The 12,481-nt window shown below is 63.4% G+C and carries 12 protein-coding genes; 6 read left to right on the forward strand and 6 right to left on the reverse strand.

Annotation, left to right across the window (positions count from 1 at the left end; translation table 11 throughout):
- Positions 1 to 45: 45 nt before the first annotated feature.
- The 3 genes from JG747_RS16965 to JG747_RS16975 form a co-directional block, all read right to left on the reverse strand.
- Positions 46 to 1,695, reverse strand: coding sequence for a thiamine pyrophosphate-binding protein (locus tag JG747_RS16965; protein ID WP_202359649.1), 1,650 nt, complete (start codon positions 1,693 to 1,695; stop codon positions 46 to 48).
- Positions 1,692 to 2,867 (reverse strand): CaiB/BaiF CoA transferase family protein, encoded by a 1,176-nt coding sequence (locus tag JG747_RS16970; protein WP_019859146.1) that lies wholly within the window; start codon positions 2,865 to 2,867, stop codon positions 1,692 to 1,694. Before JG747_RS16970 ends, JG747_RS16965 begins: the two co-directional genes overlap by 4 nt.
- A 123-nt stretch (positions 2,868 to 2,990) precedes the next feature.
- Complete coding sequence (locus JG747_RS16975; RefSeq protein WP_202359650.1) at positions 2,991 to 3,920, reverse strand: alpha/beta fold hydrolase; 930 nt, start codon at positions 3,918 to 3,920, stop codon at positions 2,991 to 2,993.
- Positions 3,921 to 4,103: 183 nt separating this feature from the next.
- On the opposite strand from JG747_RS16975, the gene JG747_RS16980 reads away from it, so the two are divergent.
- Positions 4,104 to 5,111, forward strand: coding sequence for a ribonuclease T2 family protein (locus JG747_RS16980; RefSeq protein ID WP_202359651.1), 1,008 nt, complete (start codon positions 4,104 to 4,106; stop codon positions 5,109 to 5,111).
- A 20-nt stretch (positions 5,112 to 5,131) separates the two neighbouring features.
- On the opposite strand, the gene JG747_RS16985 is transcribed toward JG747_RS16980, so the two are convergent.
- Complete coding sequence (locus tag JG747_RS16985; RefSeq protein ID WP_081296101.1) at positions 5,132 to 6,418, reverse strand: GGDEF domain-containing protein; 1,287 nt, start codon at positions 6,416 to 6,418, stop codon at positions 5,132 to 5,134.
- 213 nt (positions 6,419 to 6,631) lie between these two features.
- Between JG747_RS16985 and ettA the strand changes: the two genes are divergently transcribed.
- The 5 genes from ettA to JG747_RS17010 all read left to right on the forward strand — a co-directional run bounded on the left by ettA (position 6,632) and on the right by JG747_RS17010 (position 11,381).
- A complete protein-coding gene (gene ettA, locus JG747_RS16990; protein ID WP_019859140.1) occupies positions 6,632 to 8,281 on the forward strand; it encodes an energy-dependent translational throttle protein EttA in 1,650 nt (549 codons plus the stop codon).
- Positions 8,282 to 8,327: 46 nt separating this feature from the next.
- On the forward strand, positions 8,328 to 9,098 hold the full coding sequence (gene tam / locus JG747_RS16995) for a trans-aconitate 2-methyltransferase (protein ID WP_038647773.1): 771 nt from the start codon (positions 8,328 to 8,330) through the stop codon (positions 9,096 to 9,098).
- 110 nt (positions 9,099 to 9,208) lie between these two features.
- Positions 9,209 to 9,544 carry a hypothetical protein gene (locus JG747_RS17000; RefSeq protein ID WP_244748123.1) on the forward strand — a complete coding sequence of 112 codons (336 nt, stop codon included), beginning with the start codon at positions 9,209 to 9,211 and terminating at the stop codon, positions 9,542 to 9,544.
- A 131-nt stretch (positions 9,545 to 9,675) separates the two neighbouring features.
- A complete protein-coding gene (locus JG747_RS17005; RefSeq protein ID WP_202359653.1) occupies positions 9,676 to 10,797 on the forward strand; it encodes a beta-ketoacyl-ACP synthase III in 1,122 nt (373 codons plus the stop codon).
- Positions 10,798 to 10,964: 167 nt separating this feature from the next.
- Positions 10,965 to 11,381, forward strand: coding sequence for a GFA family protein (locus JG747_RS17010; protein ID WP_202362305.1), 417 nt, complete (start codon positions 10,965 to 10,967; stop codon positions 11,379 to 11,381).
- Between the two features lie 26 nt (positions 11,382 to 11,407).
- Here JG747_RS17010 and JG747_RS17015 read toward each other — a convergent pair whose 3' ends face one another.
- Together JG747_RS17015 and JG747_RS17020 are read right to left on the reverse strand one after the other, a co-directional pair.
- The gene (locus JG747_RS17015; RefSeq protein WP_038647767.1) at positions 11,408 to 11,974 is read right to left on the reverse strand and encodes a methyltransferase family protein; all 567 of its coding nucleotides are present in this window, start codon (positions 11,972 to 11,974) and stop codon (positions 11,408 to 11,410) included.
- Positions 11,975 to 12,073: 99 nt separating this feature from the next.
- On the reverse strand, positions 12,074 to 12,472 hold the full coding sequence (locus JG747_RS17020; RefSeq protein WP_202359654.1) for a VOC family protein: 399 nt from the start codon (positions 12,470 to 12,472) through the stop codon (positions 12,074 to 12,076).
- Positions 12,473 to 12,481 lie beyond the last annotated feature (9 nt).

The following is a 12,481-nucleotide window of genomic DNA, read 5'->3' on the forward strand; positions in this document are numbered from 1 at the left end:
AAACCGCTTAAAAAAGGGGCGGGCGACCGCCCCTTTTTGTTTGGATCACGCCTTGTCGCGGATCTGCGTCATCGTGCGGGTTGGCGTGATCGCTTCGGGGTCGAGCCTGATTTCGACGATGGCCGGCTTGCCGCTGGCCCGCGCTCGCTCGAAGGCCGGCGCGAAGTCTGCCGTCTTCTCGACCGTCTCGCCATGGCCGCCATAGGCGCGTGCCAGCGACGCGAAGTCGGGATTCCTGAGATCGGTGGCGACGACGCGGCCGGGATATTCGCGTTCCTGGTGCATGCGGATGGTGCCGTAAATGCCGTTGTTGACGACGATGACGATGATCGGCAGGTCATATTGCACGGCGGTGGCGAACTCCTGGCCATTCATCAGGAAGCAGCCGTCGCCGGCAAAGGCGATCACGGTGCGATCCGGATAAAGGGCCTTGGCGGCGACCGCCGCCGGGGTGCCGTAGCCCATCGAGCCGGAGGTCGGCGCCGCCTGCGTGCCGAAACGGCGGAAGCGGTGGAAGCGGTGCACCCAGGTGGCGTAGTTGCCGGCGCCGTTGGCGAAGATGGCGTCGTGCGGCAACTCCTGTTCCAGATAGTTCATGATCGGGCCCATCTGCACGTCGCCCGGACCCGTCTGCGGCGGCGTCGACCATTCGAGATAGGCGCTATGCGCTTTCGCCGTCTCGGCCGTCCAGGATGGTGTGCCGGCCGGCTTGCGCTTGGCAAAGGCCTCGACGAAGGCGGCGGGCGAGGCGTTGATCGCCAGCGTCGGCCGGTAGACGCGGCCGAGCTCGCCGGCGTCGGCGTGGACATGCACCAGCGCCTGGTCGGGGTAGGGGCTTTTCAGCAGCGTGTAGTCGGAAGAGGGCATCTCCCCCATGCGCCCGCCGATCAACAGCACGACATCGGCCGCCTTGACCTGCGCCGCCAGCTTGGGGTTGATGCCGATGCCAACGTCGCCGGCGTAGTTCGCGTGAAGATGGTCGAAGAGCATCTGGCGGCGGAAAGAGCAGCCGACGGGAAGCGACCATGTCTCCGATATGGTGCGCATGCGCGCGACGGCTTCCTCATTCCAGCGTGTGCCGCCGAGGATGACGAATGGTCGCTTGGCGCCGTTGAGCAGCATTTCCAGCGCATCGAGTTCGGCCCCGCCGGGATAGGTCTCGACCGGCGTGTGGGGAAGCGCTTCCGGAGCCTTGACCTCGCTGGTCAGCATGTCTTCGGGCAGCGAGATGACGACCGGGCCAGGCCGTCCCGATGTCGCGACCGCGAAGGCGCGGGTGACGAATTCGGGGATGCGCGAGGCGTCGTCGATCTCGACCACCCATTTGGCGATGTCGCCGAAGAACCTCTTGTAATCCACCTCCTGGAACGCCTCGCGTTCCTTGGCATGGCTGGCGACCTGGCCGATAAACAGGATGAGCGGCACCGAATCCTGCATGGCGATGTGGATGCCGGCGGAGGCGTTGGTGGCGCCGGGGCCGCGGGTGACGAAGCAGATGCCGGGCTTGCCGGTCAGCCGGCCCTGGCAGTCGGCCATCATCGCGGCACCCCCCTCCTGGCGGCAGACGATGGTGCGGATCGATGAATCGTGCAGCGCGTCGAGCACCGCCAGATAGGATTCGCCGGGCACGCAGAAGATGCGGTCGGTGCCGTTCGCTTCCAGCGCCTCGACGATCAGTTGTCCACCGGTCTTCATTTCGCTGATCTCTCCAGTTCGGCAAGGATTTCGTCGGTGTGTTCGCCCAGGCGCGGCGAGGGGCGCTCATAGACCAGCGGCGTGCCCGACATCACCATCGGCGCGCGCACCGAGGGCAGAAGATTGCCATGGCCGTCGTCGAGGTCGAGCCGCATGCCGCGCGCGATCGTCTGCGGATCAGCAAACATCTGGCCGATCGTGTTGATCGGGCTGGCCGGCACGCTTGCCGCTTCCAGCTTTGCCAGCAGCGGGGCGCGATCGAGCGTGCTCAGCGCCTCGACGATGCGTTCGCGCAGCTTCACCCGGTTGGCGACCCGGGCCGGATTTGTGGCGAAGTCGGGATTGGTCGACAATTCATCCAGCCCGACGGCGGCACAGAATTTGGCGAACTGGCCGTCATTGCCGACCGCCAGGATGATGTGGCCGTCCCGGACCGGCACCACCTCGTAAGGCGCGATGTTCATATGCGCATTGCCCATCTGCACCGGCGACTTGCCGGAGACGAGATAGTTGAGGTTCTGGTTGCCGAGCGCCGAGATCTGCGTGTCGAACAGCGCCATGTCGATATGCTGGCCCTCGCCGGTTTGTTCGGCATGCCGCAACGCGGCCTGTATGGCGATGACGGAATAGAGCCCGGTGAAGATGTCCGAGATGGCGACGCCGGCCTTTTGCGGCTCGCGGCCGACCTCGCCGGTGATCGACATCATGCCGGCCATGGCCTGGATGATGAAGTCGTAGCCGGCGCGCGGCGCATAGGGCCCGTCCTGGCCGAAGCCGGTGATCGAGCAATAGACGAGGCGCGGGTTGATCTTGCGCAGGCTGTCGTAATCAAGCCCGTATTTCTTCAGGCCGCCGAGCTTGAAATTCTCGATCAGCACGTCCGACGTGGCGACCAGCCGGCGCACGGTCTCGGCGCCCTCCGGCGTCGAGAAATCGATAGCGATGGAACGCTTGCCGCGGTTGCAGGAATGGTAATAGGCGGCCGACAGGTTCTCGCCGTCATGGCTCATGACGAAGGGCGGGCCCCATTTGCGGGTGTCGTCGCCGCCATCGGGACTTTCGACCTTGATGACGTCGGCGCCGAGATCGGCAAGCAATTGCCCGGCCCATGGCCCGGCGAGGATGCGGGCGAGTTCGACGACGCGGACGCCTTTCAGGGGTGGTTCGGCCATAAATCACCGTGATTGCCGCAATCACCATGATTGCCGCGAAAGCAGAGCCTCTATCAAGCCCGGCATCGGCTGTCACGGCCCTTGCAATAGGCCAACGGGCCGGTTCGAAAAGGATTCAGGTCGCTATTTCAGCACGCTGTCGGCCCAGGTGGCGAAATCGTTCATGATGATATCGCGGTTCACCTCGTTCAGGCCTTCGTGGCGGGTGTCGGCGTAAACCTTTGAAACGAGATTCGAAAAGCCCATCCCGCGCATGCGATTGGCAAGGTGGGTGATGCCCTTGCCATAGTCCGAGGCGGGGTCTTTCTCGCCGCCGATGATGGCGACGGGAAGGTCGCGCCGGACGCCGGCAAAGCCGGCATCCTTGCCGCCGTTGAGCGCCATCGAGACCACGTCGCGCCACATCGACACGGAGGCATCCCAGCCGCACAGCGGATCGGCGATGTATTTCGCCACCTCGGCCTCGTCGCGCGACAGCCAGTCGAACGGCGTGCGGTGATCGGGCACCGCCTTGCCCCAGGCCTGAAAGGTGAGTTTCGGCAGCAGGCGGGACGGGACATCGGAGCCCAGCCGCATCCGTTCCCAGGCCAGGATGCCGAGCGCCACCTGCCCAAGCCGCCCTTGCGAAAAATTGCCGTTCCAGATCGCGGCGGCATGGATGCGCGGCGAGTGGCCCAAAAGGTAGTTCAGCGCCACCGACGCGCCCATCGAATGACCGAAGAGGATGACCGGGATGCCCGGGCATTCGCTGGCGATGAGATCATGGATGGCGTCGACATCGGCGATCACCTTGGCCGGTCCATCCTCGTCGGCGAATTTGCCGAGCGGTGCGTCAGGCGCCTTGGTCGCGCCGTGACCGCGATGGTCATGGACATAGAGGTGGAAGCCGCGCGCGGAGAGGAAATCGGCAAAGCGGGCATAGCGCGCGGCGTGCTCGGCCAAGCCGTGGTTGATCTGGACGACCGCACGCGGTTTGTCTTCAGCCTGCCTGACGAAGAGATTGAGATCGGCGCCGGTCGGTGAGTGGACCATGCGTTGCTGATTGAAAGGCATGGCCGCCCGCTCTCCCCCTCGTTTTATCGTTGTTGGCTTTTCTTGCGCCGGCGCCGGTTACGCGTCAATCCACAGCAAATGCTTTTGCGCGACGATGTTTCTTGCGTTCGACCAGCAAAATATCGCAATTCTGACATGGAGACAGCTTCAGTCTGTCGCCCACTTCTCAGCCGGGGATCTCTCATGCGCATTGGTGTCGTTTTCGGATTGGCCATGCTGGCGGTATCGCTGGCCAATGCTGCGCATGCCGAAGTCAAGATGAGCGGCACCTTCGTTGCCGATGCGGCCTGTCCGGCAACGCAAGCCATCAAGAACGGCAAGAACCCCGGCAACGTCTCGACCGATGCCGGAAAGAGCTACCAGCTGCTGGCCGGCAACAAGGACGCGCCGACGCATTATCTGATCCTGGTGCCGGGCGCCGATCCGGAGCGCCGCTGGGTGAAGGTCACTTGCGGCCATGTCTCGGGCAGCAGTGCCTCGACGGTGCCTGCGGCACCTGGCGGACAAGGCAAGCCCGCCCCATCGGGGAAACCCGAATATGTCTTCGCGCTGAGCTGGCAGCCGGCTTTCTGCGAGACCAAGTCGAGTAAAACCGAATGCAGGGCGCAGAACCCGAATGAGTTCGACGCCACCAACTTCACCTTGCATGGGCTGTGGCCGCAGCCGAACGGCAATTCCTATTGCCAGGTGGCGGCCAGCGACAAGGCCAACGACAATCCCGCTCACTGGAAGGATCTGCCGCCGGTCAATCTGGACGCCGGCACCCGCAAGGAGCTCGATCAGGTGATGCCGGGCACGGCCTCCCAGCTGGAACGGCATGAATGGATCAAGCACGGCACCTGCTACGGCAAGAGCCAGCAGGAATACTTCTCCGACGCGCTCGGCCTGATGCGACAAGTAAACGCCTCGCCGGTGCGCGAGCTCTTCGCCAAGACCATTGGCGGCAAGCTGACGGCGGACCAGATCCGTGGCGCCTTCGACCAGGCCTTCGGTGCCGGGGCAGGGGATCGCGTGCGGGTGTCCTGCGTCATCGATCCCTCAAATGGCCGGCGGCTGATTGGCGAATTGACGCTCGGCCTTGCCGGCCCGATCAGCCCGAACGCTTCGCTTAAGGACCTGCTGCTGGCTTCCGTGCCGACCAACAAGGCCGGTTGCCCGATAGGCACCGTCGACGCGATCGGGTTCCAGTAAGGACACACCTGGCTCTAGATTTAGAACTGCGCCGACCTGGTCCAGGCGATGGCGGCGTCCGGCTCATGGCCGCCCGGCTCGCCGACGACGCGGTCGCGTCCGGTGGACTTCGCCTTGTAGAGGCGCTGGTCGGCAAGCGCGAACAGATCTGCAAGACAGCGCGTCGTTTCGCTGACGGTTGAAACGCCGGCGCTGACGGTCAGCTCGAAACGGCTGGCCACGGGCGATGCCTTGACGGCGTAGCGGATGCTTTCGCCAAACAGCCTGGCGACCGGATGCGGGCGCGAACTGAGGATGGCGAACTCCTCGCCGCCGATGCGAAACACCTGGTCTTCGGCGCTCGCCACTTCGCGGAGCAGGCTTGCTACCGCTTTCAGCACCTTGTCGCCTTCGGCATGGCCGAAACGGTCGTTGATCGACTTGAAATGGTCGACATCGACGATCAGCAGGCTGAGGGGCCTCGCCGTGCGCAGGCTGACCTCGACGGCGGCTTCACCGTCGGCGTCGAAGCGGCCGCGATGCAGCAGGCCGGTCAGGCCGTCGCGGCCGACATGCTCGACCAGCGCTTCATAGCGCTCGCGATAGGTCAGCGTTTCGAAAATGTCGGTCAGCCCGCGCGGCAGCCCAATGTCGCGGGCCTCGAACCATCTGAGGTAGGCCACGAGCATGCCGCTGAAGGCAAGCGCCGCCGCCATCTTGGCGAACCAGCCGCCGAAGAAGACGGCAATCGGCGCGCCGGCGACGAAATGCAGCGCGGTGAAGAAGCCCGCCTGGTCGAAGGTCAGCACGCAGGCGACGCAGATCAGGATGCGCGCGAACTGCGCCTTGCGCAGGGTGCGTCCAAGTCTTTCATAGAGCAGGATGATCAGGATAGCGTCGATGAACAGGAGCGTCGTGCCCCACACCATCAGCCAGCCCATCTCGTCGATGAAGCCGATATCGGGCAGCTTGCCGTCGGGGAGCGGCGCGATGGCATGCAGGCGCAGGAGCAGCACCAGCCCGATCATCAACGCATTGCCGAGCAGCAGGCCATAGATGGGCTGGCGCACGGTGGCGGCGTCCTCCTTGATGTAGAGCAGGAGCAGCATCACCAGCTTGCCCGAAAACAGCACTGCCGAGCCTGGCGAGACCAGGCCGAACGGCAGCGCGACATAAAAGACGCTGGCGAGATAGGTTTCCAGGAAATGCATGACGCCGAGCGCGCAGACGAAGACGCCGAGGCCAATGCGCTTCCTGAAGCGAAAAAGCGTCACCATGACGCTGAAGTAGACGACCGCTTCGGCAAGGAGCAGGAAACTGTTCAGCACTGCCGTCGATCCGCTTTCTCTACAGGAATCGCGGCCAGCCAGCGATTCCACCCCGATCCTGTTGTGACGCGGAAGGGTTAACCGGAGATTTCTGCGCGCCTCGTGATCGGCTTGATCTGGCAAAAGCGATTGCCGTTCGCCGCCGCATCGCCTACATAGCGGCCAACCTCCATTCAATTCGACAATTCAGTCAGTTTTTCAGGGAAAGCGCGCGTGGCACGCCAGTTCATCTATCACATGTCCGGCCTGTCGAAGGCCTACGGCACCAAGAAGGTGCTCGATAACGTTCATCTGTCCTTCTATCCGGACGCCAAGATCGGCATTCTCGGGCCTAACGGCTCGGGTAAGTCTACCATCCTGCGCATCATGGCCGGGCTCGACAAGGAGTTTCAGGGCGAGGCGTGGCTGGCCGAGGGTGCCACCGTCGGCTACCTGGCGCAGGAGCCGCATCTCGACAACTCAAAGACCGTGCGTGAAAACGTCATGGACGGCGTCGGCAGGAAGACCGCCATCATCGAGCGCTACAACGAACTGATGATGAACTATTCCGACGAGACGGCCGACGAGTCCGCCAAGTTGCAGGACGAGATGGACCGGCTCAACCTGTGGGATCTCGACCAGCAGGTCGAGATGGCGATGGACGCGCTGCAGTGCCCGCCGGCCGATTCCGAAGTGACCAACCTGTCGGGCGGCGAGCGTCGCCGCGTGGCGCTCTGCCGGTTGCTTCTGGAACAGCCCGACCTGTTGCTGCTCGACGAACCGACCAACCATCTCGACGCAGAGACCACGGCGTGGCTGGAAAAGCACCTGCGCGACTATCCCGGCTCGGTGCTGATCATCACCCACGACCGTTACTTCCTCGACAATGTCACCGGCTGGATCCTCGAGCTCGACCGTGGCCGCGGCATTCCCTATGAGGGCAACTACACCAGATATCTCGACGCCAAGGCCAAGCGCCTGATCCAGGAAGGCCGCGAGGACGACGCTCGTCAGAAGTCGATCTGGCGCGAGCGTGAATGGATCCAGTCCTCGCCGAAGGCGCGCCAGACCAAGTCCAAGGCGCGTATCAAGGCCTATGAGGAACTGGTCGAGCAGTCGCAGAACCGCAAGCCGACCGACACACAGATCGTTATTCCCTCGAGCGAGCGCCTCGGCAACGTCGTCATCGAGGTCGAAGGCCTCAACAAGGGTTTTGGCGACGAGCTTCTGATCGAGAACCTGTCGTTCCGGCTGCCGCCGGGCGGCATCGTCGGCGTTATCGGCCCCAACGGCGCCGGCAAGACGACGCTGTTCAAGACCTTCACCGGCCAGGAAAAGCCGGATGCGGGCACCGTGCGCATCGGCGAGACGGTCAAGCTCGGCTATGTCGACCAGAGCCGCGACGCACTGGATGGGAACAAGACCGTGTGGGAAGAAATCTCCGGCGGCGCCGAAATCATCAAGCTCGGCAAGCACGAGATCAACAGCCGCGCCTATTGCTCGTCCTTCAACTTCCGGGGCGGCGACCAGCAGCAGAAAGTCGGCAACCTCTCCGGCGGCCAGCGCAACCGCGTGCACCTGGCCAAGATGCTGAAGAACGGCGGCAATGTCCTGCTGCTCGACGAACCGACCAACGACCTCGACACCGAAACGCTGGGAGCGCTGGAAGACGCGCTCGAAGCCTATGCCGGCTGCGCCGTCATCATCAGCCACGACCGCATGTTCCTCGACCGTATGGCGACGCACATGCTGGCCTTCGAAGGCGACGCGCATGTCGAGTGGTTCGAAGGCAATTTCGAGGAATATGAGAAGGACAAGCTGCGGCGCCTGGGCGCCGAGGCGGCGGCCCCGCACCGCATGACGCACAAGCGGCTGACGCGGTAGGGGATTGTTAGGGCGGTGAATTCTCAAAGCCACATGAGGAGTTCAAATGGCTGACTGGTCCGCCGCCCAATATCTGAAATTCGAGGATGAGCGCACGCGGCCGGCCCGTGACCTTGTCGCGCAAGTGCCGGTCGACTTCCCGCGCCGGGTCGTCGACATAGGCTGCGGGCCTGGCAATTCGACCGAGCTTCTGGTCGAGCGCTGGCCGGATGCGCAGGTGATAGGCTTCGACACCTCGCCCGACATGATCGAGAAGGCGAGGGCGCGCCTGCCCAATGTCAGCTTCGACCTGGCGGACGCGGCGACATGGCAGCCGGCCGAACCGGTCAATGTGATCTTCGCCAACGCGGTGTTCCAGTGGCTGCCCACGCATCCGGCGGTGTTCCAGCGGCTGATGGGCTTTCTGGCGCCTGGTGGCGCGCTGGCCGTCCAGATGCCGGACAACCTGCTTGAGCCCTCGCATCAGATGATGCGGGAAACCGCCGCCGAAATGCCCTTCGCCGATAAGCTGAAGGGTGCGGCGCGCGGACCGTTGCCGCCTGTGTCGTTCTATTATGACCTGCTGTCGCCGCTCTCCGATCGACTGGATATCTGGCATACGGCCTACAACCATCCTCTGGCCGACGCCGAGGCGATCGTCGAATGGGTGAAGTCGACCGGGCTGAAGCCCTTCCTCGATCCGCTGGACGCCGACGAGCGCAAGATGTTCCTGGACAATTACACGGCCAAGGTCAAAAAGGCCTATCCCAGAATGGCGAATGGCAAGGTGCTGCTGCGCTTCCCGCGTATCTTCATTGTCGCCAAGCGGGACGGCTAGGAAAGAATTATCCACTTCGCCTGCAGCCGATTGCCGTGGCTTGACCCGGTTTCGCCGTCATGCCCAATTTATCGCGTGGGGCCATGATGGCCGCGTGGCAGGGGGAAATGATGAGTTTGAAAAGGTTGCTCTATGGCGGCGGCGTTTGCGCGGCGGCACTTCTGGCGTTCTCGGTTTCGGCGCAAGCCAAGCGGGCGCGCTGCTTCACGTCGGATGATGGGTATTTCCCGTGCAGCTACCGCGCGATCGATGATGCCGGCAGTTTCCGGATAGCGGCGCCGGGTTACCCGACCTATGTGCTGGAGATCGACGGGCCGGGCTTTGCCTATGGCTATGTCAATCTCGGTCGCCGCAACGTGCCGCTGGCGGGGCAGTTCGTGCGCAGCCGTGACGACGGCGCCTGCTGGAACAACCCGCAGACAAACACCAAGCTGTGCGCCTGGTGAAATCCTGGTTCAAGCCGGCCCGAATCCTTCGTTTAAGCCGGCGTAAACCGGCCGGATGAGAAAAGTGTTGCGCCGAAGCGTTTCGGCGCCCACATGAAGCCGCAACGCCTGCGGATGGGACGGACTGAAACATGCATCGCGTCATCATCAGCGGCATTGGCGCTGAAATTCCTGAAGCTGTCATCACGAATGAAGAACTGGTCGAGAGCTTCAACAGCTGGGTCGACACGGAGAATGTGCGCCGCCAGGGTACTGGCGAGCCTATACTGCAGAAATCCGACAGCGACTTCATCGTCCATGCCTCGGGCGTGAAATCCCGTCATGTCATCGAGCGCGAAGGCATTCTCGACCCGACCCGCATGACGCCGCGCATTCCCGCGCGGCCCGACGATGCGCTGTCGCTGGAGGCCGAGTTCGGCATTGCCTCGGCCAGGAAGGCGCTCGACCATGCCGGCGTTGAACCGTCCCAGATCGACCTGATCATCTGCTCGGCCTCGCACCACCAGCGCCCCTATCCGGCGATCGCCATCGAAATGCAGGAGGCGCTCGGCACCACCGGCGCCGGTTTCGACATGGGGCTCGGCTGTTCGTCCGCGGCGGCCGCCCTGCACATGGCGGTCAATCTCGTGCGCTCTGGCGCGCACAAGCGCATCCTGGTGACCACGCCGGAAATCATCACCGGCCATCTCAATTTCCGCGACCGGCAGACGCATTTCATCTTCGGCGACGCTTCGGTGTCGATGGTGGTTGAGGGGCTTGCCCAGGGCGACAAGCGGCCGGGGCGTTTCGAGGTGCTGGATACGCGGCTGTGGACGCAGATGTCGAACAACATCCGCACCAATCTCGGCTACCACACCCGCACTGCCCAGGATGATCCCTACATGATCAATCTGGAAGGCAACCTGATCAAACAGGTCGGCAACAAGGTGTTCAAGGAAGTCACCGTCGCCGGCCAGAAATTCATCGTCGAGTTCCTGGCCGAGCATGGGCTGACGCCGCAGGCGATCCGGCGCTTCTGGCTGCATCAGGCCAATGCGCGCATGAATGCGATGATCCTGAAGCTGTCGTTCGGCCACGATGTCGATCACGATCGCGCGCCGATGGTGCTGGAGCGGCTGGGCAACACGGCGGGCGCCGGCGCTATCGTCGCGCTGTCGGAGAACCATGCCGACATGAAGCCCGGTGATTTCGGCTTGATCTGCGCCTTTGGCGCGGGGTATTCGATAGGCGGCGCGCTCATCCGGATGCTCTAAGCAATGTCGCGGTGACGCTGGCCCGAAAGGGCCATTCGGACTTTCGTCCTCAGCCGGGCCGCTTCGCGCCCGTCCTCCATTCCCGTTCAGCCTGGACCGACCCTCGACACGCCCGTGTCGGGGGCGGCTTGAATCAACGCGATCCCGTTTCAGAAAGGAGAGTTCCAATGGTCGATGCCCGGTGTAGCTGCGGTGCCCTTACGCTGATGCTGACAGGACCATCAAAACTGGTTGTCGCCTGCCACTGTCTCGATTGCCAGCGCCGAACCGGCGCGCCCTTCGGCGTCGGCGCCTTTTATCCGGCTGACGCTGTCGCCATCTCTGGAACCGCGAAAGAATTCACGCGCGATACCACGAGCGGCGGCAAGGTGCACAACCACTTCTGTCCCGCCTGCGGCTCGACGGTCTATTGGAAAGTCGACAGGCTGCCATCGCTGATCGGTGTCGCGGTTGGTGCGCTTGCCAACCCGAACTATCCGCCGCCCGTCCGGTCGATCTTCGAACAGTCGAAGCATGATTGGGTTCAAATCGACGGTGCCGTCGACCATTTTCGGCAAGGCAGCGGGGCGGGGAAATCGAGCTGAGCGGGCGTTCGCCGCACCTTGGCGTGTCAGGCCGGCGTAAAGGGAACCAGCATCGGCACCCGCCGCGCGTAGTCGTCATAGGCGGGGCCAAGTTCGCCGCGCAAGAAGCGCTCCTCGAGTTTTGCCTTCATGACGATGCCGATGGTGAGCAGTGCGACACCTGCAATGCCCCACACAGTGCCTTTCGCGAGCATGGTGGCGAGGAGCGCCAGCAGCAATCCTGTGTAGATCGGGTGGCGGACGAGGCCGTATGGACCGGTATCGACCACGCGGTGGTCTGCCTTGGCAGTGACCGAGGCCGACCACAGCCTGCCCAGATGAATACGCGCCCACCACGAGAAGATGAGGCCGATGGCGATCAGGGCAATGCAAGCCCAGGCCTCGGCGAGGCTTGGTGTCCACAATCTCAACCTGCCCTCATAGCCGTGCGCCGGGACGAACAGCAGGACGGTGCCGGCCAGCCAGAACACTCGATAACGGACCTCCGCGCCGATGGTGGCGCGTTTTTTAGCCGGATCAGCCCACATGGCGGCCGCAATCCAGGTGACCACCCAGACGAGCCAAAGCAGCGCGATTGCCGTCGCCGGTCGCATGAGAACCTCCGCAGTGTCTCGCCAACATGAAAGCGATCCGACGCGGCGGCAATGCGGCACCAATTCCATTTCCGGTAAGAAGATCGTGATCCTTCGCCTTCATTGACCCGAGCAACTGAACATCCACTGCACGTCATAGGCGTCGACCAGCATGCCGAAGCTGGTTCCCCAATATTGCCGCGCCAGCGGCACGGTGATGCGGCCGCCGGCGGCCATGTGGGCAAAAAGCGCGCGCATGGCCACCAGCTCGTCGAATTCCAGCATCATGGCGGAGCCTTTCATCGGCTCCGCATCGTCATTGTCGGAGGCATAAAACAGCACGCCAGGACCTTCGAAGCGCGCATGCAGGATTTTTCCGCGCATGGTTTCGGTCCGCACCGGCATGCCGTTATCGCCCCAGCGCAGCAGGATCGTTCCCCGGCCAAGGCCGCACTGTTCGTAGAAAGCCAGTGCCGGCTCGCAATTGGTGGTGAAGAAGAGCGAAGGGGAGAGCCGCATCACATCTTC

Origin of the sequence: Mesorhizobium sp. 131-3-5 (assembly GCF_016756575.1) — a bacterium.
Lineage (GTDB): Bacteria > Pseudomonadota > Alphaproteobacteria > Rhizobiales > Rhizobiaceae > Mesorhizobium > Mesorhizobium jarvisii.